Origin of the sequence: Achromobacter sp. Root565 (assembly GCF_001427425.1) — a bacterium.
Taxonomy (GTDB): domain Bacteria; phylum Pseudomonadota; class Gammaproteobacteria; order Burkholderiales; family Burkholderiaceae_B; genus Achromobacter; species Achromobacter spanius_D.
On the sequence record NZ_LMGO01000005.1, the window covers coordinates 438,518 to 458,549 of the forward strand.

At 65.7% G+C, this 20,032-nt stretch carries 19 protein-coding genes; 10 read left to right on the top strand and 9 right to left on the bottom strand.

Annotation, left to right across the window (positions count from 1 at the left end):
* Nucleotides 1-50: 50 nt before the first annotated feature.
* Together ASD71_RS18640 and ASD71_RS18645 are read right to left on the bottom strand one after the other, a co-directional pair.
* A complete protein-coding gene (locus ASD71_RS18640) occupies nt 51-1,544 on the bottom strand; it encodes a CoA-acylating methylmalonate-semialdehyde dehydrogenase (RefSeq protein ID WP_056567983.1) in 1,494 nt (497 codons plus the stop codon).
* Between the two features lie 94 nt (nt 1,545-1,638).
* Complete coding sequence (locus ASD71_RS18645; RefSeq protein ID WP_056567986.1) at nt 1,639-2,856, bottom strand: ABC transporter substrate-binding protein; 1,218 nt, start codon at nt 2,854-2,856, stop codon at nt 1,639-1,641.
* 214 nt (nt 2,857-3,070) lie between these two features.
* On the opposite strand from ASD71_RS18645, the gene ASD71_RS18650 reads away from it, so the two are divergent.
* A complete protein-coding gene (locus tag ASD71_RS18650) occupies nt 3,071-3,991 on the top strand; it encodes a LysR family transcriptional regulator (protein WP_056567989.1) in 921 nt (306 codons plus the stop codon).
* Nucleotides 3,992-4,018: 27 nt separating this feature from the next.
* Here the strand turns inward: ASD71_RS18650 and lptF are convergent, their stop codons facing one another.
* The gene (lptF, locus tag ASD71_RS18655) at nt 4,019-5,122 is read right to left on the bottom strand and encodes an LPS export ABC transporter permease LptF (protein WP_056567992.1); all 1,104 of its coding nucleotides are present in this window, start codon (nt 5,120-5,122) and stop codon (nt 4,019-4,021) included.
* Between the two features lie 57 nt (nt 5,123-5,179).
* On the opposite strand from lptF, the gene ASD71_RS18660 reads away from it, so the two are divergent.
* The 9 genes from ASD71_RS18660 to ASD71_RS18700 all read left to right on the top strand — a co-directional run bounded on the left by ASD71_RS18660 (nt 5,180) and on the right by ASD71_RS18700 (nt 14,088).
* Nucleotides 5,180-6,688, top strand: a complete 1,509-nt coding sequence (locus ASD71_RS18660) for a leucyl aminopeptidase (RefSeq protein ID WP_056567995.1) — start codon at nt 5,180-5,182, stop codon at nt 6,686-6,688.
* Between the two features lie 22 nt (nt 6,689-6,710).
* Nucleotides 6,711-7,169 carry a DNA polymerase III subunit chi gene (locus ASD71_RS18665; protein WP_056567999.1) on the top strand — a complete coding sequence of 153 codons (459 nt, stop codon included), beginning with the start codon at nt 6,711-6,713 and terminating at the stop codon, nt 7,167-7,169.
* Nucleotides 7,170-7,236: 67 nt separating this feature from the next.
* The gene (locus tag ASD71_RS18670; RefSeq protein ID WP_056568002.1) at nt 7,237-7,722 is read left to right on the top strand and encodes a hypothetical protein; all 486 of its coding nucleotides are present in this window, start codon (nt 7,237-7,239) and stop codon (nt 7,720-7,722) included.
* 145 nt (nt 7,723-7,867) lie between these two features.
* On the top strand, nt 7,868-8,578 hold the full coding sequence (locus tag ASD71_RS18675) for a Bax inhibitor-1/YccA family protein (RefSeq protein ID WP_056321955.1): 711 nt from the start codon (nt 7,868-7,870) through the stop codon (nt 8,576-8,578).
* Between the two features lie 114 nt (nt 8,579-8,692).
* A complete protein-coding gene (locus ASD71_RS18680; protein ID WP_056568005.1) occupies nt 8,693-9,610 on the top strand; it encodes an aldo/keto reductase in 918 nt (305 codons plus the stop codon).
* A 4-nt stretch (nt 9,611-9,614) separates the two neighbouring features.
* A complete protein-coding gene (locus ASD71_RS18685) occupies nt 9,615-10,904 on the top strand; it encodes an NTP/NDP exchange transporter (RefSeq protein ID WP_056569451.1) in 1,290 nt (429 codons plus the stop codon).
* A 90-nt stretch (nt 10,905-10,994) separates the two neighbouring features.
* Nucleotides 10,995-11,951: a tripartite tricarboxylate transporter substrate binding protein gene (locus ASD71_RS18690; RefSeq protein WP_056568008.1), complete on the top strand. Its 957-nt coding sequence runs from the start codon at nt 10,995-10,997 to the stop codon at nt 11,949-11,951.
* Nucleotides 11,952-11,982: 31 nt separating this feature from the next.
* A complete protein-coding gene (locus tag ASD71_RS18695) occupies nt 11,983-12,972 on the top strand; it encodes a succinylglutamate desuccinylase/aspartoacylase family protein (protein ID WP_056568010.1) in 990 nt (329 codons plus the stop codon).
* A 3-nt stretch (nt 12,973-12,975) separates the two neighbouring features.
* Nucleotides 12,976-14,088, top strand: a complete 1,113-nt coding sequence (locus ASD71_RS18700; protein WP_056568013.1) for a pyridoxal-phosphate dependent enzyme — start codon at nt 12,976-12,978, stop codon at nt 14,086-14,088.
* Nucleotides 14,089-14,096: 8 nt separating this feature from the next.
* Here ASD71_RS18700 and ASD71_RS18705 read toward each other — a convergent pair whose 3' ends face one another.
* The 6 genes from ASD71_RS18705 to lepA are packed head-to-tail and all read right to left on the bottom strand — an operon-like array spanning nt 14,097 to nt 19,956.
* Nucleotides 14,097-15,005: a LysR family transcriptional regulator gene (locus ASD71_RS18705; RefSeq protein ID WP_056568016.1), complete on the bottom strand. Its 909-nt coding sequence runs from the start codon at nt 15,003-15,005 to the stop codon at nt 14,097-14,099.
* A gap of 16 nt (nt 15,006-15,021) precedes the next feature.
* The gene (gene recO / locus ASD71_RS18710; RefSeq protein ID WP_056568020.1) at nt 15,022-15,609 is read right to left on the bottom strand and encodes a DNA repair protein RecO; all 588 of its coding nucleotides are present in this window, start codon (nt 15,607-15,609) and stop codon (nt 15,022-15,024) included.
* Nucleotides 15,602-16,492, bottom strand: coding sequence for a GTPase Era (era, locus tag ASD71_RS18715; RefSeq protein ID WP_056568023.1), 891 nt, complete (start codon nt 16,490-16,492; stop codon nt 15,602-15,604). The genes recO and era overlap by 8 nt, the downstream gene beginning before the upstream one ends.
* Nucleotides 16,489-17,250: a ribonuclease III gene (rnc, locus tag ASD71_RS18720; RefSeq protein WP_056568025.1), complete on the bottom strand. Its 762-nt coding sequence runs from the start codon at nt 17,248-17,250 to the stop codon at nt 16,489-16,491. The genes era and rnc overlap by 4 nt, the downstream gene beginning before the upstream one ends.
* 2 nt (nt 17,251-17,252) lie before the next feature.
* A complete protein-coding gene (lepB, locus tag ASD71_RS18725) occupies nt 17,253-18,140 on the bottom strand; it encodes a signal peptidase I (RefSeq protein WP_056568028.1) in 888 nt (295 codons plus the stop codon).
* Nucleotides 18,141-18,162: 22 nt separating this feature from the next.
* Nucleotides 18,163-19,956 carry a translation elongation factor 4 gene (gene lepA, locus ASD71_RS18730; protein ID WP_056568031.1) on the bottom strand — a complete coding sequence of 598 codons (1,794 nt, stop codon included), beginning with the start codon at nt 19,954-19,956 and terminating at the stop codon, nt 18,163-18,165.
* Nucleotides 19,957-20,032: the final 76 nt, after the last annotated feature.

Below are 20,032 nucleotides of genomic sequence, written 5' to 3' on the forward strand. Positions count from 1 at the left end.
CTTGCTATATGAATTATTTGTATAAGCTTAGGAGCAAGGCGTCCCCTCTTTTAGCGCATCGAGATCGTGGTGTTGACGGTCTTGGCGTGCGCCGACCAGCGTGCGGTGACGGTCTTGGTCTGCGTCCAGAACTGCACGGCCTGCTTGCCATTGGGACCCAGGTCGCCCAGCTTGGAACCACGCGAACCCGTGAAGCTGAACCACGCCACCGGCACCGGAATCGGCACGTTGATGCCGACCTGGCCCACGTCGATGTTGTTCTGGAAGTAGCGGGCCGCGCCCCCGTCCTGCGTGAACAGGGCGACGCCATTGCCGTTGGGGTTGCGGTTGATGAAAGCCACCGCGTCTTCCAGCGTCTCGACGCCGACGCAGCACAGGACCGGCCCGAAGATTTCCTCGGTATAGATGGTCATGTTCTCGGCAACGCCGTCGAACACAGTGGGGCCGACGAAGTTGCCTTCCTCGAAGCCCGAGACCTTCAGGTTGCGGCCGTCGAGCAGCAGCTTGGCGCCTTCGTCCACACCCTTCTGGATCAGGCTTTCCACGCGCTTCTTCGCATTGGGCGACACCAGCGGACCCAGATCGGCTTGGCGATCCGTGCCGGCGTTGACCTTGAGCTTCTTGGCGCGTTCGACGAAATCAGGCAACCAGTTGCGGGCCTCGCCCACCAGCACGGCCACGGACGACGCCATGCAGCGCTGGCCGGCCGCACCGAAAGCGGCGCCCAGCAACTGGTTCAGCGCGACTTCCGGATCCGCGTCCGGCAGGACCACGCAGTGGTTCTTGGCGCCCATCATCGACTGGCAGCGCTTGCCGGCGGCAGACGCGCGGTTGTAGATCTCGGTACCCACACGGGTCGAGCCGATGAACGACACCGCCTTGATGTCCGGATGCTCGCACAGGCCGTTGGCCGTCTCGGGACCGCCGTGCACGACGTTCAGCACGCCCGGCGGCAGGCCGGCTTCCAGCGCCAGCTCCGCCAGGAACAGGGACGAAGTCGGATCCTGCTCGGACGGCTTCAGCACGAACGTGTTGCCGCAGGCCACGGCGATGGGGAACATGAAGCACGGCAGCATCACCGGGAAGTTGAACGCGGTGATGCCCGCGCACACGCCCAGCGGCTGGATCAGGGTGTAGACGTCGATGCCGGTCGCCGCGTTTTCCGCGTATTCGCCCAGTTGCAGGTTGGCGATCGAGCAGGCGTGCTCGACCACTTCCAGGCCACGACCGACTTCACCCTCGGCGTCCGGCAGCGTCTTGCCGTGTTCGCGGGTGATCATCTCGGCCAGTTTGCCGGTATTGGCGCGCAGCAGTTCCTGGAACTTGAGCATGACGCGCATGCGTGCGCCCTGCCCGGCGTTGCGCCAGGTCTTGAAAGCCTCCTTGGCATTGGAGACGGCCAGGTCCAGTTCTTCGCGCGTGGCGAAGGGCACCTTGGCAACGATCTCCTGGGTGGCGGGGTTGATCACGTCTCGCCATTCGGTGGTTTTGGACTGCACAAGCTTGCCGCCGATCAGTAGCGGAACGCGCGGGACTTCACTCATTTTGATGCTCCTCACACTGCGTAGTCGATGCGGATGGTCGTCCGCGTTCTTGGATCGAGCCGGGCCCGCGCGACAAGCGTCCGCGGGCCTCGGGTTATTTCTTCACCAGCGGGCAGGTCGAATCGGCCAGGGGCTGGAAGGCTTCGGCCGCCGGAATGGTGGCCACCAGCTTCGAATAATCCCAGCCGCCCTTGGAGTCCGCGGGCTTCTTGACTTCGTACAGGTACATATCGTGAATCACGCGGCCGTCCGGGCGGATCGACGCGTTGCGCATGATGGGATCCTTGATGGGGAGGTCGCGCATCTTGTCGGCCACGACCTTGCCATCGGTGCTGTTGGCAGCGGCCACCGCGCGCAGGTAATGCAGCACGCTCGAATACACGCCGGCCTGCGTCATGGTGGGCTTCAGGCCGCGGAAGGCCTTTTCAAAACGCCCGGACCACTCGCGCGTCGCATCGTCGTAGTCCCAGTAGAAGCCGTCCACGTAGGACAGTCCCTGGGCGTTCTCCAGGCCCAGCGCACGCAGGTCGGACAGGAAGATCAGCAGCGAAACCAGCCGCTGCCCGCCGGCCACGATGCCGAACTCGCGCGCCTGCTTGACGGCGTTGACGGTGTCCTGGCCGCCGTTGGCCAGCGCCACCACCTGCGCCTTCGAGCTTTGCGCCTGCAGCAGGTAGGACGCAAAGTCGGGCGCGTTCAGCGGATGACGCACGCTGCCGGCGACCGTGCCGCCCAACGCCTTGACCGCCTTGACCGTGTCGGCTTCCAGCGAGTGGCCGAATGCGTAGTCGACGGTGATGAAGAACCACGACTTGCCGCCCTCGCGCACGGTCGCCTTGGCGCCGCCAGCGGACTGCGAGTAGGTGTCGAACATCCAATGAAAGCCGACCGGCGAGCACTCTTTGTTGGTCAGCGCCGTGGTGGCCGGACCGGAGAACATCACCACCTTGTTCTTTTCGCGGGCGATGCCTTGCACGGCCAGCGCCACGGCGGAATTGGTGAGGTCGGCAATGGCGGTGACGCCGTCGCGATCGAACCATTCGCGGGCGCGGGCAGCGCCGACGTCGGCCTTGTTCTGGTTGTCCGCGGACACCAGGTCGATCTTCATGCCCTTGCACTCTGCCGCCAGGCAGTCGTCGATGGCCAACTGCGCCGCCGCAACCGAACCTGCGCCCCCCATGCCGGCATAGGTGCCGGACATATCCGTCAGAATGCCGATCTTCACTGGCGGCTTATCCGCCGCCTGGGCCTGCCCAAGCAATCCGGCGCCCAGACACAAGCCTGCGGCGAGCCCGCGTGCGTGCAATTTCATGGATTTGTCTCCTGAGTTTTTATGCGCTGAGTGGTAGCGTTGTGGCGCCGTCTTCGCGGCCTGCGGTCCCAGGGCATAGCCCAAGGCCTGCCGATCCAGTGTAGATGTGTGAAAATCAACAAGCAACACTACAAATGCACATTCCTTGTGCATTCATGCACACACAAAAAAAGCCGTTCGGCAGCGTGCTGCCAGGGCCTTGGAGCGTTGGATCTTGCTTGATTGGGACAGCCTGCGGTACTTCCTGGAAGTGGCCCGCACGCAGCGCGTCAGCGCGGCGGCGCGCAAGCTTGGGGTGGAGCACACCACCGTCTCGCGCCGCATCCGGGCGCTGGAAACGGAACTGGACACCCTGCTCTTCGAAAAATCCCGCAGCGCGGGCTTCGTGCTGACCGAAGACGGCCAGCGCCTTTTCGTCCACGCCGAGCAGATGGAAAGCGTCGTGCACACCGCGCGCGAGAACCTGTCCGGCATCGGGCAGGCGCTGTCGGGGCATTTACGCATTGGCGCCACCGAGGGCTTCGGCAGTTACGTGCTGACCCCGCTGGCCGCCGATTTCCAGCGGCGCTATCCGCACATCACGCTGGACATCCTGCCCGTGCCGCGCTTTGTCAGCCTGTCCAAGCGCGAGGCAGACCTGGCCATCACCATCGAGCGCCCGCAGCGCGGCCCGTATGTGTGCAGCAAGCTGTGCGACTACACGCTGCGGCTGTATGGCACGCCGGGCTACCTGGCAAACCATGCGCCGATCACCCGCCGCGAAGACCTCGCGGATCACACGTTCATTGGCTATGTGGACGAGCTGCTGTTCAGCGAGCGCTTGCGGTATCTGGAAGACCTGCTGCCGGCGAGCAAGGTGGTGTTGCGCAGCACGAGCGTCGTGGCCCAGTACCACGCAGCGCTGCAGGGCCAGTCGCTCGCGATCCTGCCGTGCTTCATCGCGGCCCAGGATCCGAGGCTGAAACCCGTGCTGCAGGACGAGATCGCCATCACGCGCTCGTTCTGGATGTACTGCCACGAAGACCTGCGCAAGCTCAAGCGCGTGACCGTGCTGTGGGAGTTCATCCGCAAATCGGTATTGAAAAACGCCGACCTGTTGGCAGGCCGGCGTGGAACGATGAAGTATCTGCCCTGAAGACGCCGACCGGCGGCGCCCGCTTCGCTAGGTGCTGTTCTTCGGCGCCTTCACGCGCAGGCGGCGCATCAGCAGGAAGGCGGTCAGCAGCGCAACGGCGCCATGGATCAGCCACACCCCCAGGCCAAAGCTGAGCTTGCCGTTGGAGATCCAGGCGCGCGACAGGTTGATCATATTCATATAGAGCAGGCCGACCAGACCGGCGATGAGCAGGTCGCCCGAACGCCCCAACCGCGGATTCACGGCGCCAAGCGGAATGGCCAGCAGCGCAAGATTCAGCGCGGCGAGCGGCAGCGAGATCCGCCACATGACCTGCGACCAGCTGCTGTTGGTGTTGTCTTCGACGAGCTGCGGCGTGCTGCGCGCCTTGGAGGAACGCTCCGCCGCCGCGCGGGCCTCGGCCATCGGATCGCCCCCCGACTTGCTCTCGAGGCGCAGGCCGTATTTTTCGAAATGCACGAGGCGAAGCTCGGGCGTGCCCGGCTTCAGGTCGTACCGATGGCCCTCGCCCAACACCAGGAAACGGTCGCCGTTGGGCAGCGTTTCGCTGTGCGCGCTGCTTGCGGTCAGCACGCTGAGCCATTCAGGGCCGATCTCGCGCGCGAACACGTTGCCGAGTTCGTCGGCGGGATTGACGGGGTCTTCGGCAAAGAACACTCGGTTGCCGCCAGAGGACTCGGCAAACTGGCCGGCCGTGACCTTGGACAGGTCGGAGCGCTGCTCGAAGCGTTCGTGATATTCGCCAATCTGACGGTAGGCCCAGGGCGACGCCACCAGCGTCAGGCCCGCCACGGCAAGCGCAACGGGCACGGCCACGCGCAGCACGGGCTTGAGCCAATCCGCCAGCGACAGCCCGCTGGCAAACCACACCACCATTTCGGATTCGCGGTAGTTGCGCGTGACCGTGGTCAGCACGGCGATGAAGATCGAGACCGCCAGGATGGTCGGCAGCGCGGTGATGGTGGAAAGCGCGGCAAGCACGACCACCACGTCCGCTCCGATGTTGCCCCCCGCGGCCTCGCCGAGCAGGCGCACGAGAAGCACGCTGAGCCACACGACGAGCAACGTGGAAAAGACAACGCCAGCGTGACTGGTGATCTCGCTGACGACAGAGCGTTTGAATAGAGACATGGGAGAATATGCGGGATAATCGACCGCATCATACACAGACGCACACGGGAAACCCTCATGGAATTTAGCACACAGACCACCGCTTCCCTGCACCAGGTCAAAACCGCGGCCCTTGCCGTCGGCGTGTACGCGGACGGCGTGTTGAGCCCCGCCGCCGACATCATCGACCGCGCTTCCAACGGCGCCGTACGTGCGGTGGTCAAAAGCGAATTCCGCGGCCGCGCCGGCGCGACGCTGACCCTGCGCACGCTGCCGGGTGTCACCGCGCAACGCGTGGTCCTGGTCGGTCTGGGCAAGCAGGAAGAATACTCGGCCCGCACCCATGCGTCGGCCGAGCAGGCATTCGCCGCGTCCTGCGTCGCTGCCCAGCTTACCGAAGGCGTGTCCACGCTCCTCGCCAATCCCATCGCCGGCACCGACCTCATTGCGCGCGCCCGCAGCGCCGCGATCGCGGCCGGCAGCGCGGTCTACCACTACGACGCCAGCTTCGGCAAACCCGACCGCGACGCGCGCCCCAAGCTCAAGAAGATCGTGCAGGTCGTCGAGCGCGCCGACGCGGCACAGGCTCAGAAAGGCCTGCGCGAAGGCAGCGCCATCGCCAACGGCATGGAGCTGACCCGCACGCTGGGCAACCTGCCGGGCAACATCTGCACGCCCACGTATCTGGGCGACACCGCCAAGCGCCTGGCGCGCGAATTCAAGTCGCTGAAGGTCGAGGTTCTGGACCGCAAGCAGGTCGAAGCACTGGGCATGGGCTCGTTCCTGTCTGTTGCGCGCGGCTCCGAGGAAGCGCTGCGCTTCATCGTGCTGCGCCACGCCGGCGCCAAGGCCGCCAAAAAGAGCGCCAAGGCCGCGCAGGGTCCGATCGTGCTTGTCGGCAAGGGCATCACGTTCGACGCCGGCGGCATCTCGCTCAAGCCTGCGGCCACCATGGACGAAATGAAGTACGACATGTGCGGCGCCGCCAGCGTGCTGGGTTCGTTCCGCGCCCTGGCCGAGCTCGAACTGCCGCTGGACGTCGTCGGCCTGATCCCCGCGTGCGAGAACCTGCCCAGCGGCAAGGCCAACAAGCCGGGCGACGTGGTCACCAGCATGGCCGGCCTGACCATCGAAATCCTGAATACCGACGCCGAAGGCCGCCTGGTCCTGTGCGACGCCCTCACCTACGCCGAACGCTTCAAGCCGTCGGCCGTGATCGACATCGCCACGCTGACCGGCGCCTGCGTCGTGGCGCTGGGCAACGTCAACACGGGCCTGTTCTCCAAGGACGACGCGCTGGCTGACGCACTGGCCTCGGCCGGCCGCCGCTCGCTGGACACGGCATGGCGCATGCCCATGGACGACGCCTACCAGGAACAGCTCAAGTCCAACTTCGCCGACCTCGCCAACATCGGCGGCCCTCCGGCCGGCGCGGTCACCGCCGCCTGCTTCCTGTCCCGCTTCGCCAAGGCCTATCCCTGGGCGCATCTGGACATCGCCGGCACCGCCTGGCGCGGCGGCAAGGACAAGGGCGCGACCGGCCGTCCGGTCCCGCTCCTGATGCAATACCTGCTGGACCAGGCTTGAAACGCCTGACGCCGACCGCCCCATGACGCGCATCGACTTCGCCTTCGGCGCGCCGGACCGCCTGCGCATGGCCTGCCAGGTCGTGCGCAAGCGCGTCCTGGCAGGCCAGCGGCTGGTGGTGTACTGTAAAGACGGTTCGCGGCTGTCCGCGTTCGACCGCATGCTGTGGGCGTTCGACGACACGGCCTTCGTGCCGCACGTGCTGGCAAACGATCCGCTGGCCGCTGAAACCCCGGTGGTCCTCACCGCCGGGGACCCGCTGCAGGCCTTGCAGGCGGCGGGGCAACCCGACCAGCCGCAGCCTTGGCTGATGAACCTGGACGACGATTGCCCGCCCGGATTCGATGCTTTCGAACGTCTGCTGGAAATCGTCTCCGACGACCCCGACGACAAACAGGCGGCCCGGCAGCGCTGGCGGACCTACCTGACAGCCGGTCATACGCCGCAAAGCCACGACCTGAGCCGCAAGGCCACGCCTTGAGCGGCAACGCCCAAGGCGGCTGAACCGCCCCACGCGCGCCGCGCCCTCCAGAATCTCGGGAGTTTCCATGCCCGCTCGCCCATCCGATCCCGGCATTCCTACCCTGACCCATCGGGCCGAACCCTCGTTCCACGACCCGGCCGACGACGACGCCGATGCGCCGCTCTTGACCGAACTGGCCGACGAGGCCGGTCCTGTGTATGAAAATGACCCGTATGAACATGACCCGTTTCCCGTCCTGACGGACGTGGCGGACGAGGACGAGCCGCCGGCGTTGCCGGTCTCGCGGACGTCCGAGCCAGCGGCAAACCCGCTTGCCGCGCCAGCGGCAACCCCGGCGGCAGTGCCGGCAGTGGCGCCTTCGCCGGCCACCGCCCCCGCACCGACCAGGCCCCTGCCCGACGCCACCGTGCTCGCCGCGCGCCTGCAGGCCGAGGTCGAACAGCTCATGCAGCAGGCGCTTGCCGACGCCATCAAGCAGCTTCAGGCGCGCATGGATGCGGAATTGCCTGCTATTGTTTCCCGTGTGCTCCATGAAGTTCGACGGGGGTGACCTTCGTACATGCGCAGGACCAATTTGCCCCGCAACGGCCAGTCCTACTTCTTTCGCGAACTGGATTCTTCAGGGAACTGTAAGGTATCCTTCGCATCTAAGCCTTCTAGGCAATCACCATATTTGCCGTATACAGGAGTTCTCCATGAACGAATATCGTCCGTCCCCTTTTAACCGTTCCGGCGCTGTCGCCGGCGCGCCGGGCGAGGTCGCTCGCAACCAGGTCCTGCGCAACACCTACTGGCTTCTGGCCCTGTCGCTGATCCCGACGGTGCTGGGCGCGGCGGTCGGCCTCTACACCGGCATCAACCGCGTCATGGGCGCCAGCCCCGGTCTGTCGGCCATCGTCTTCCTGGTCGGCGCTTTCGGCCTGATGTTCGCCATCGAAAAGAACAAGAACAGCTCGCTGGGCGTCGTCCTGCTGCTGGCCTTCACGTTCTTCATGGGCGTCATGCTTTCGCGCCTGCTGGGCTTCGTGATGGGCATGAGCAACGGCTCGCAGCTCGTCATGACGGCATTCGGCGGCACCGCAATCGTGTTCGGCACCATGGCCACCCTGGCCACGACCATCAAACGCGATCTGTCGGGACTGCAGAAATTCCTGTTCATCGGCGCCGTCGTGATCCTGGTCGCCGCGCTGGCCAACATCTTCCTGCAACTGCCGGCCCTGATGCTGACCATCTCGGTGCTCGCCATCGTGATCTTCTCGGCGTTCATGCTGGTTGACCTGCAGCGCGTGGTCAACGGCGGCGAGACCAACTACGTCTCCGCCACGCTGGCCATCTACCTGGACGTCTACAACGTCTTCTCGAACCTGCTGATGCTGCTGGGCATCTTCGGCGGCAACCGCGAGTAACGCGCCGTCGCCAGACCAGCACCGAGAGGGCCTGCATGCACAACATGTGGGCCCTTTTTCTTTGGCCCTTTTTCTTTGGCCCGCCTGTCACTTCTTCCCGCCCGGAGCCCCGCCATGCCCGATCGCCGCCGCTTCCTCCAGACCGCCGCCAGCGCCGCCCTCCTCGGAACCGCCTGGCCGGCATGGGCGGCCGATCCGGCGCAGGCCATGCTCAAACGCCCCATCCCGTCGACGGGCGAAACGCTGCCGGTCGTGGGGCTGGGCACCGCAGACACCTTCAACGTATCCCCGGGCGACGCGTCGGCCATGGCGCCGCTGGCCCAGGTGCTTGAAACGCTCCTGAAGGCAGGCGGCACGCTGATCGACACGGCGCCCAGCTACGGCGAGGCCGAGGCCGTCACCGGTGCCCTGCTGGCTCGCGATGGCGGCCTGCGCAAGCGCGTGTTCCTGGCCACCAAAATCAGCACACGCGGCCACGACTCCGCGATGCGCCAGGTGCGGCAGTCGCAAGAGGCGCTGCGCAGCGATAAGCTGGACCTGATCCAGGTGCACAACCTGATCGATACGCGCAACCAGCTCGCCCTGCTGCGCGACCTGAAACAGCAGGGCGTGACGCGCTACATCGGCATCACGCATTACACGGACCATGCCCACGACGATCTGACCGAGCTGGTCGAAAAGGAAAAGCCCGACTTCCTGCAGGTGAACCTGTCGATCGCCTCGCGCAGCGCTGAAAAGCGCCTGCTGCCCGCCTGCCAGGCCAACGGCGTCGCCGTGCTGATCAACCGTCCGTTCGAGGATGGCGCGCTGTTCCGCCAGGTCAAGGGCGTGGCGCTGCCCAAGCTTGCCGACGAGATCGACTGCACGTCCTGGGCGCAGATCTTCCTGAAGTTCATCATCGGCCATCCCGCCGTCACGGCTGTCATCCCCGCCACGTCCAAGCCCGCCAACATGGCGGACAACGCCCGCGCCGGCTTTGGCCGCCAGCCCGACGCCGCCCTGCGCGACCGCATCGCCGCGCTGCTCGCCTGACGCCATGGCGGCCGCTCCCCTGTCCTGGCGCGCCCGTATGTCGCGGGCGCTGGGGATCCAAGAGGACGAACTCGCCCCGGCCGCCTGCGGCTTCGCGTTTTTCTTCTTCCTTTTCTGCGGCTATTTCATGCTGCGCCCCATCCGCGAAACGATGGGGATCCAGGCGGGCGTCAATCAGTTGCAATGGCTGTTCACCGCCACCTTTCTTGCCACCCTGGCCGTCGTGCCGCTGTTTGGCTGGATCGCCACCCGCGTGCCGCGTGCGACGCTGGTGACCTGGGTCTACGCGCTTTTCGCGCTGACCATGGTGGGTTTTGCCGCCCTGCTCCACCAGCAACCCGGCAGCGTCTGGGCGGCGCGCGCGTTCTATGTCTGGCTGTCGGTGTTCAACCTGTTCGTCGTGTCCATCGCCTGGAGCCTGATGGCCGACGTGTTCCGCATGGAATCGGCCAAGCGGCTGTTCGCGCTGATCGCAGCGGGCGCCAGCGCGGGCGGCCTGAGCGGCCCGCTGCTGGGCGCGCTGCTCGCTGGTGTGCTGGGTCCGGCGGGCCTGCTCGTGCTGTCGGCTCTGCTGCTGACCGCCACGCTGCCGCTCAAGCAATGGCTGCTGGCATGGCGCGCCGCCTCCCGCCCGGACGTCGGCCGGGAGGACATGCAGCGCCCCATCGAAGGCGGCATCCTGGCCGGGCTGGCGCGCATCTTCCAGTCCCGGTACCTGCTGGGCATTTCGCTGCTTGTCGTGCTGCTGGCCACGCTGAACACGTTCCTGTACATGGAACAGGCGCGGCTGGTCGCCGATGCGTTTCCCGACACGGCCCAGCGCATCCGGGTCTTCAGCGCCCTGGATTTCACCGTGCAGGCGCTGGCGCTGCTGTCGCAGATCTTCATCACCGGGCGCGTGGCCGCCCGCCTCGGGTTGCGGTTCCTGCTGACCGCGGTGCCCTTGGCGGTCGCGCTTGCGTTCCTGGCGCTGGCTGCGTTCCCCGTGTTCGCCGTGCTGGCGGCCGCCATGATCCTGCGCCGCGCCGGCGAGTATGCGCTGATCCGGCCCGGGCGCGAGATGCTGTTCACGGCAGTCACGCCGGAAGACAAATACAAGACAAAAAACGTCATCGACACCGTCGTCTATCGCGGCGGCGATGCCGCCAGCGGCTGGGTCAAGGCGGGCATTGACATGCTGGGCTACGGCGCGGCGTTGATCGCGCTGTTGGGCGCCGTCGTGGCGCTGGGCGCGGCCGCCGTGGGATATGGACTGGGTAAACAGGCCGATCGGCAAAACGGCGACTTTAATTAGTTTTTTCTAAACAACCATCTGATTTAGCCAAACGGAAATATCGATTGCCGGTCGCACAATGGCGCAGCCCTCAACGCCTCGGGAATCGTCATGAAACGCACCGCCAGCCTTGCCGCCCTGTTGCTTTGCCTTGCCGCGCCGCACGCGCACGCCGACTACCCCGAACGCGCCATCACGCTGATCGTGCCGGCCGCCGCGGGCGGCAATGCCGATATCACCGCTCGCCTCATTGGTCAGGAGATGAGCCGGCTGCTGGGCCAGCCGGTCGTCGTCGAAAACCGCGTGGGCGCAGGCGGCCGCATCGGCACGCAAGCCGTGGTCCGGGCGCCCGCGGACGGCTACACCATCGGCTATGCCCATGTCGGCACGCTGGTGTTGCACCGGTACCTGTTCAAGCAGCAGCTTTACGACCTGGACCGAGATCTCAAACCCATTGGCCTGGTCGCCGAGACGCCCAACGTGATTGTCGTGAATGCCGCGTCGCCGTACCGCGACCTGAAAGGCTTCATCGACGCCAGCCGGGCGCAGCCGGACCGCCTGACCATGACGTCGGCCGATCCAGGCACGACCAGCGAGGTCGGCGTCAAGCTGTTCATCGCCCAGACCGGCGCCGCGGTTCGCCAGATTCCCTACAAGGCCACGGCCGCGCAGCTCTCGGACCTGCTGGGCGGCCATGTGGATTCCATGATGGAAAATCTGCCGCCCTTGATCGGCAACTTGAAGGACGGGCGCCTGCGCGCACTCGCCGTCACCACCCGCAAGCGCGCCGCGTCCAACCCCGATGTGCCGACCGTGGCCGAACAGGGCTACCCCGAGTACGAGCAGTCCGCGTGGAGCGCGCTGGTTGCACCCGCAGGCACGCCCACTGCCGCGATCTCGCGGTTGAACGCCGCGATGAATCAGGCGTTGCGCTCGGACGCCGTGAGCCGCGAGTTGCGCAGCCGCTCGCAGGAACCCCTGGGCGGCACGCCGCAGGATGTTCAGGCCCAGATCAAAAAGGAGCTGCCCAAGTGGGAAAGCATCATCAAGGCCGCCACGCTGGATTGAACCGCGCGCCAACCCCCAACGGAGCCGCCGCATGGCCAACGTAACCCGCGAGGATTTCTCCGTGGCCGCCGCCACCAATACGTCGGCTTACCGGCGCGTCACGATTCCAGTGCTGCGGATCGAGGCGGGCCCGGGGCCTGCCGTCGCGCTCATCGCCGGCGTCCATGGCGACGAATGGGAGGGGCAGGCCGCCATCCTGGACCTGTGGCATCAGTTGCCGGAAATCCTGCAACGCGGCACCGTCTATCTGCTTCCCGCAGTCAATGCGGAAGCGTCACTTGCCGGCACGCGGCTGTCGCCGTCCGACGGCGGCAACCTGAATCGCGCTTTTCTGGGCGCGCCGGCGCGCGGCTACACCGAAAGCATCGCGGCGGCCTTGGAGGCCCGGCTGCTTTCCCGGGTGCAGGCCATGGTCGACGTGCACAGCGGCGGCGCGTCACTGCGCTACCTGCCGTCCTCGGTCATCACGCGCCATGGCAACGATGCCTATGACGATCGCCTGCCGGCGCTCGCTCGGGCGTTTGGACTGCCCGACTGCGTGTTCTTTCGCGGCGGCGAAGCCGGCTCCATGCCGGCGGCGGCCAGCCGGCACAGCGTGCTGCGGCTCTCTGCCGAGATCGGCGGCGGCCGGGAAACCAGCCAGTCGCTGGTGGACCGCTGCCGCGACGGGCTGCTTGGCTGCCTGGCGGAATTGGGACTGCTCACCCCTCGTGCGCGCCCACACGCCGCCCAGGACGCGGAAGTCCGCCTCTACGATCTGGACGCCCCCGCCGCGACGCTGCGCGCCCGCGAGTCCGGCGTATTCGTGCCCGCCGTGGAGCTGGGCCAATCCGTGGCCGCGCGGCAGCCCATTGGCCGCCTCATCGAACCGGCACGGCCCGACGCCCCGCCGCGCCCCCTGCTCAGCCCGCAGGCGGGCACCGTCGTCTGCTTGCGGCCTATCGCCCGCAGCGACGATGGCGATTGCCTGTTGCAGGTGGCGAGCGCCCTCCCCTTGGACTCTCTTGCATCAAAATACTGACCCATGCAGATGAACCCCCGATTGACCAGCATGCGCTGCATCCGCTGCGCAACCCTGTGGCCCGCCGGCGACTATCCCGAAGGCTGCCCCGCGTGCCTGGCGGCCGGCCATCCCGCCACGCTGGAGTGCCAATACGACGCAAACGTTGACGCAACGGCGCGGGACGAAGCCATGCCCCTGCCGGTGCTTTCTGCCGTGACGTTGGGCGAAGGCAGCACCCCATGCGTGTCCGCGCCCGAACTGGCGCGGGAAGAAGGCGTGGGCGCGCTGTGGCTCAAGTGCGAAAGCGCCAATCCCACCGGCAGCCACAAGGACCGCATGTCGGCGCAACTGGTCTCGCGCGCCCGCCTGGCTGGGGCCACGCGTGTTGCCGCGGCCTCCAGCGGCAACGCGGGCGTGTCGCTGGCCGCCTACTGCGCAGCGGCCGGCTTGCAGGCCGACATCGCCATCACCCGCAATTGTCCGCCGCTGCAGCGCGAGGCCATGGAGCGCTTTGGCGCGCGGCTGCGCGCCTTCGAGGACAGCCTGGGCCGCTGGCCGTACGTGGCCGATCTGTGCCGCAACCACGGCGCGTTCGCGGGCACCAATTATCTGAATCCGCCGGTGGGTACGCATCCGTACGGCGTCGAGGGGTACAAGCCGATCGCCCAGGAAATCCTGGACGAATGCGGGCTGCCCACGGACATCATCGTCCCGACGGCGCGCGGCGACCTGCTGTGGGGCATCTTTTTGGGCTGGCAGCATCTGCTTCAGACCGGGCGCATCGCCCGCCTCCCCCGGCTGCACGCGGTGGAACCCTACGCCCGCCTGTCGCGCGCGCTGGAAACCGGCGATGCGCGCGGCCAATGGGAAAGCGCGACCCAGCAGTATTCCATTGCGGGCGGCACGTGCACGCTGCAAGCACTGGAAGCGCTGTCACGGTCTGGAGGCATGCCGGTGGAGACGTCCGACGCGCAAGCGGTTGAGGCGCGGCAACGTCTGGAACGCATGGGACTGGGCGCGGAACTGTCGTCGGCCGCCGCGCTGGCGGCCATGGCGCGGCTCAGGCGGGCCGGCAGGCTGGATGCGGAATCGAACGTGGTGCTGATGCTGACGTCGGACGGTCGCCGGGGCTGATTCCCGCGCTAGACGCCGAACCGTTCGACCAGCGGCGCCAGTGCGCCACGCAGGCACGTCGCCCAGAACTTGCCGGCTTCGGACAACGGGCGGCTGCCGTGCACGATCATGTGGCATTCGAAATGCACGGGTGCCGCCAGTGGCCGGTAAGTGAGGCCCATGGCCTCCATGCCCAGCGCCGTCGCCGGGTTGGCGATGCCCACCCCGTGCCCGGCCAGAGCAAGCTGACACACGGTGCTGGAATACGGCGTCTCGATCGCCACGCGCAGGCTTTGACCAGCCTGACGCAAGAGCGCGTCCAGCCGCTTGCGCGAACCGTCCTCGGCGTTCAGCGCGATCACATCGACCTCGGCCAGCTGCGAAAAATTCACCGATTCCAGGCGCGTCAGCGCATGTCCGGCGGGAAACACCGCCACCGCGCGCAGGCTGGCCAGACGATGCCCGCGCAGCCCCTCGAGTTCGGACTCATCGGCCACCGCCGCCAGGTCCAGTTCCCCCGACACCACCATGTCGCGCAGGGTATTGGAGTCGCGGATCTGCAAGTACAGCGGCGTATCGGGGTAGCGCACGCGAAAGCGCGAAATCGCATCGCTGACGATCGCACCGCTGTAGGCGTGAATGCAGCCGATGCGCAGCCGCGGCTGCGCTGCCCCGCGGATTGCCCGGATCTTGCGTCCCAGGCTTTCCAGGCCGACATTCAGGCGGCGGATCTCTTCGTAAAGCAACGTGGCTTCGGGCGTGCGCTGCATGCGCTGGCGCACGCGCTCGAACAGGCGCAACTCGATGCTGGCTTCCAGCGCGGCCAGCGTCGCGCTGACGGTGGCGGGCGACACGTCCAGGCGCCGTGCGGCGGCGGTGACGCTTTCCGTCTCGTAGACGGTGCGGAAGGTTTCGACCTGTTTGAGCGTGAACGTCATGAGGCCGGCGCCGCAATCAGATACGTTGCAGGTCCAGCAGCACGCGCCGCGTGGACAGCGGACGACCCGCCAGAATCTCGGCCAGGCGCGCGCGCAGGTCGCTGCGCAGCGCGGGCTCGATGGTGGGGTCGTCGAAATCGGGCGGCGCCTCGTCGACACCGTAGCCCGTCTCGCGCAGCAAGGTCCATTCGAAGCGGCGCAGCGCTCCGGCCGCGCGGGTGCCCGCAGACAGTTGCTGCAAAGCCATGTCATACGCGTCGAACAACAGCGGATGTGCGTCCTCGCGCGGCAACAGGCGCAGCAGCAGTTCGTTCATGTACCACGCCGACATCAGCGCGGCGCCGGCCAGCGGCCGGATGCCGGCAATCTCGGCGCGCGTCAGCGTCTTGACCTCGCCGTTGCCGGTCCAGGACAGGAGCAGCGGCTGAAAGGCCGACAGCACGGGGCGCAAAACGGAATAAGGGCGCTTGGCGCCCTTGGCGACCATGGCCACGCAGCCGTGATCGCGAGAAAAAGTTTGGACAATCAGGGAAGTTTCACGCCACGCCGTGGCGTGGAGCATGAACCCTGGTCGATCCTGGACGCGTGGCGCCCGTCTACTCATAACCCAGATCGCGCAGCGCACCCTCGCGGTCGGACCAGCCCTTGCGCACCTTGATATAGACCTCCAGATGCACGGGTTTGTCCAGCAGCTTGGCAATGTCCTGCCGCGCCTCCGTGGCGATCCGCTTCATGTGCATGCCGCCCGTGCCCAGCAGGATGGGCTTGTGGCTGTCGCGTTCGACGACGACACAGGCGTTGATGGTGGCGCCCTTGGCGGTCTCTTCCCATTGCTCGATGACGACCGTGCAGCCGTACGGCAGTTCGTCGCCCACCAGGCGGAAGATCTTCTCGCGCACGAGTTCGGCGGCGATGAAGCGCATGGGACGGTCGGTCAGGGTGTCTTCCTCGAACATCGGCTCGCCTTCCGGCAGGCGCGATGCGATTTCCTCAAGCAACTGATCCAGTTGCTGATTCTTGGTGGCGCTGACCGGCACCACGGCGCCAAACGGGTGCAGCGCCATGATCTTGGATACGAACCCGAACAGATCATCGCGGTTTTTCAGGGCGTCGATCTTGGAGACGACCAGAATCGTGCGCTCGGGGTTGGGCAACAGCGGCAGCAGCTTGGCGTCGCCCTCAGACCACTTGCCGGCTTCAACCACATGCACCACCACGTCCACGTCGGCCAGGGCCTGCGTGACGACGCGGTTCATCATGCGGTTCATCGCGCCGCCATGACGCGTCTGGAAACCTGGGGTGTCGACAAACACAAACTGCTCGTGCTCGCGCGTCAGCACACCGTGAATGCGGTGGCGCGTGGTCTGCGCCTTGCGGGACACGATGGAGATCTTGGAACCGATCAGGGCGTTCGTCAGCGTGGATTTGCCCACATTGGGGCGGCCAACGATGGCAACGAAGCCGGTACGAAAAGGGGTATCGCTCATTTAGTCTCTTGAGCCACTGCCACGGGCAGCGACAATTGCGCGGTTTTGCGCGCCTTGCCCGACTTGCGGGCAGCCTTGGGGGCCGGGCTGACGGCCAGCGCGGCCTCGAGCGCCAGCTTGGCGGCCGACTGCTCGGCGGCGCGGCGGCTGGCGCCAGGCGCCATTACCTTGATATCGAGCGCCGGAATGGCGCACTCGACTTCGAACTGCTGGCTGTGGGCCGCGCCATGCGTGGCCACCACCGTATACAACGGCAGGGCCAGCTTGCGGCCCTGCAGGAATTCCTGCAGCAACGTCTTGGCGTCCTTGCCGAGCGTCTTGGGATCCACGGACGCCAGCACCGGCTGGTACTGGCGCACGATCACGCGGCGCGCCGCCTCGAAACCCGCATCCAGAAAGACGGCGCCAAAAATGGCTTCGACCGTGTCGGCCAGAATGGACGGTCGGCGGAATCCGCCGCTCTTGAGCTCGCCCTCGCCCAGGCGCAGGTATTGGGACAGCTCAAGGCGCTGGGCGATATCCGCCAGCGACGCCTGCTTGACCAGGTTGGCCCGCAGACGCGACAGATCGCCTTCGTCGATTTTTGAATAGCGTTCGAACAGCATCGCCGCCACAACGAAGTTCAGTACGGAATCCCCAAGGAATTCCAACCGCTCGTTGTGGCGCGCACCGTGGCTGCGGTGCGTCAGCGCCTGTTCAAGCAAGGCCGCATCACCGAAGTGGTGATCGAGGCGGTTTTCTAGCGTGGCTAGCGACATAATCAGTTGAATCGGCCGATGCGGCTCAGATCGCTGAAGTTCATCCAGATGAAGAAAGCGCGGCCGACGATGTTGGCTTCCGGAACGAAGCCCCAATATCGGCTGTCCGCGCTGTTGTCCCGATTATCGCCCATGGCGAAATAATTCCCTTCGGGTACTTTGCAGCGTACCCCATTGTGGCTGTATTGGCAGTTTTGGCGGTACGGAAAAGTCCAATTCTGCGCCGCATACACCTGCGGAGTCTTCTCTTCCAGCAGGATCTTGTGCTCAACTTCGCCCAATTTCTCTTTATATTGCGCGATATACGACACACGATCCGGCTCGAAATAGTCACCATCACGCACGTGCGGGACCAATTCACCATTGACATAGAGCTTCTTGTCGATGTATGCGATTTCGTCGCCCGGCAGGCCCACCACGCGCTTGATGTAATCGACGTTCGGATCGACCGGATACCGGAACACGAACACGTCGCCACGCTTCGGTTCGCCAATGGGAATGATCTTCTTGTCGATCACCGGCAGGCGCAGCCCGTAGCTGAACTTGTTCACCAGGATCAGGTCGCCAGATTGCAGCGTGGGCAGCATCGAGCCGGACGGAATGCGGAACGGCTCGACCACGAACGAGCGCAGCATGAACACGAACAGGATGACGGGAAAGAAGCTGACCGCGTACTCGACCCACCAGGGCACGCGCCGCGCAGCGTCGCCGGCTTCGCGCCGCAGGCGCTCGGCCTCTTGCGCGTCGCCCACCAGTGCCGCGTCGTACTGTGCCATCGCAGCCTGCGCGCGGCGCTCGCGCCCCTTGCGCAGCACCGCCAGATCGAGCACCCAGATAACGCCGGTAAGCACCAGCAGAATAAAAAGGATCAGGGCAAAGTTCCAACTCATCAGCTAATCGCCTTCTGGGGTTCTATTTGTCTTCCACCTGCAGGATGGCAAGGAACGCCTCCTGCGGAATTTCCACGCTGCCCACCTGCTTCATGCGCTTCTTGCCCGCCTTCTGCTTTTCCAGCAGCTTCTTCTTGCGCGAGATGTCGCCGCCGTAGCACTTGGCCAGCACGTTCTTGCGCAGCGCCTTTACGTTCTCGCGCGCGATGATTTCGGCGCCGATGGCAGCCTGGATGACCACGTCGAACATCTGGCGCGGGATCAGGCCGCGCATGCGGGTGACCACATCGCGCGCACGGTGGCGCGCATTGCTGCGGTGGACAATGACGGCCAGCGCATCAACGCGGTCGTTGTTGATCAGCAGGTCCACACGCACCACGTCCGCGGAGCGGTATTCCAGGAATTCGTAGTCCATCGAGGCATAGCCCCGCGACACGGACTTCAGCTTGTCGAAGAAGTCCAGCACGATCTCGGCCAGCGGGATCTCGTACACCAGGTGAACCTGGCGGCCGTGGTAGCTCATGTTGACCTGCACGCCGCGCTTGTTGTTGCACAGCGTCATGACCGGACCGACGTAATCCTGCGGCATGAACAGCGTGACCTTCACGATGGGCTCGCGGATGTCCTGGATCTTGCCGATCTCGGGCATGCGGGACGGGCTCTCCACGGTGATCACGGAGCCATCGCGCTGCTCGACCTCGTACACCACGGACGGCGCGGTGGTGATGATGTCCATGTCGAATTCGCGTTCCAGGCGCTCCTGCACGATTTCCATGTGCAAGAGGCCAAGAAAGCCGCAGCGGAAACCAAAGCCCAGCGCTTGCGAGACTTCGGGTTCGAACATCAGCGCGGCATCGTTGAGCTTCAGCTTTTCGAGCGAATCGCGCAGTTGGTCGTATTCGGAGCTTTCGACCGGATACAGCCCGGCAAACACCTGCGGCTTGACTTCCTTGAAGCCCGGCAGCGGGCCCGCGGCCGGCTTGTTGGCCAGGGTGACGGTGTCGCCGACCTTGGCGTCTTCGAGTTGCTTGATGCCGGCAATGATGAAGCCCACCTCGCCCGCCGACAGATGCGGACGCTGCTGCGACTTGGGCGTGAACACGCCCGTCTGCTCGCACAGGTGGGTGGCGCCGGACGCCATCAGCAGGATCTTGTCCTTGGGCTTGAGCACGCCGTTGATGATGCGCACCAGCATGACCACGCCGACGTAGTTGTCGAACCACGAATCGATGATCAGCGCCTGCAGCGGAGCATCGGGATTGCCTTCGGGCGCGGGGACGCGGGCGACGATGGTTTCAAGGATTTCGTCGATGCCCATGCCGGTCTTGGCGCTGGCCAGCACGGCGTCCGAGGCGTCGATACCGATGACGTCCTCGACTTCCTGGCGGGCGCCTTCAGGATCGGCCTGCGGCAGGTCCATCTTGTTCAGCACGGGCACGACTTCCACGCCCAGCTCGATCGCGGTGTAGCAGTTGGCCACCGTCTGCGCTTCCACGCCCTGCGATGCGTCCACCACCAGCAGCGCGCCTTCGCAGGCGGACAGGGAGCGGCTCACCTCATACGAGAAGTCCACGTGCCCCGGCGTGTCGATCAGGTTCAGGTTGTAGACCTTGCCGTCCTGCGCCTTGTAATGCAGGGCGGCCGTCTGGGCCTTGATGGTGATGCCGCGCTCGCGCTCGATTTCCATGGAATCGAGGACCTGCGCCGACATCTCGCGATCCGCCAGTCCGCCGCAGCGCTGGATCAGGCGATCGGCCAGGGTCGACTTGCCGTGATCGATGTGGGCAATGATGGAAAAGTTGCGGATATGCTGCATGCTTGAATTTATAAGGGACGGAACAGACGGCACACTGCCGGGAGACATCGCCGCCGGAATGTGCACGGCCGACGTG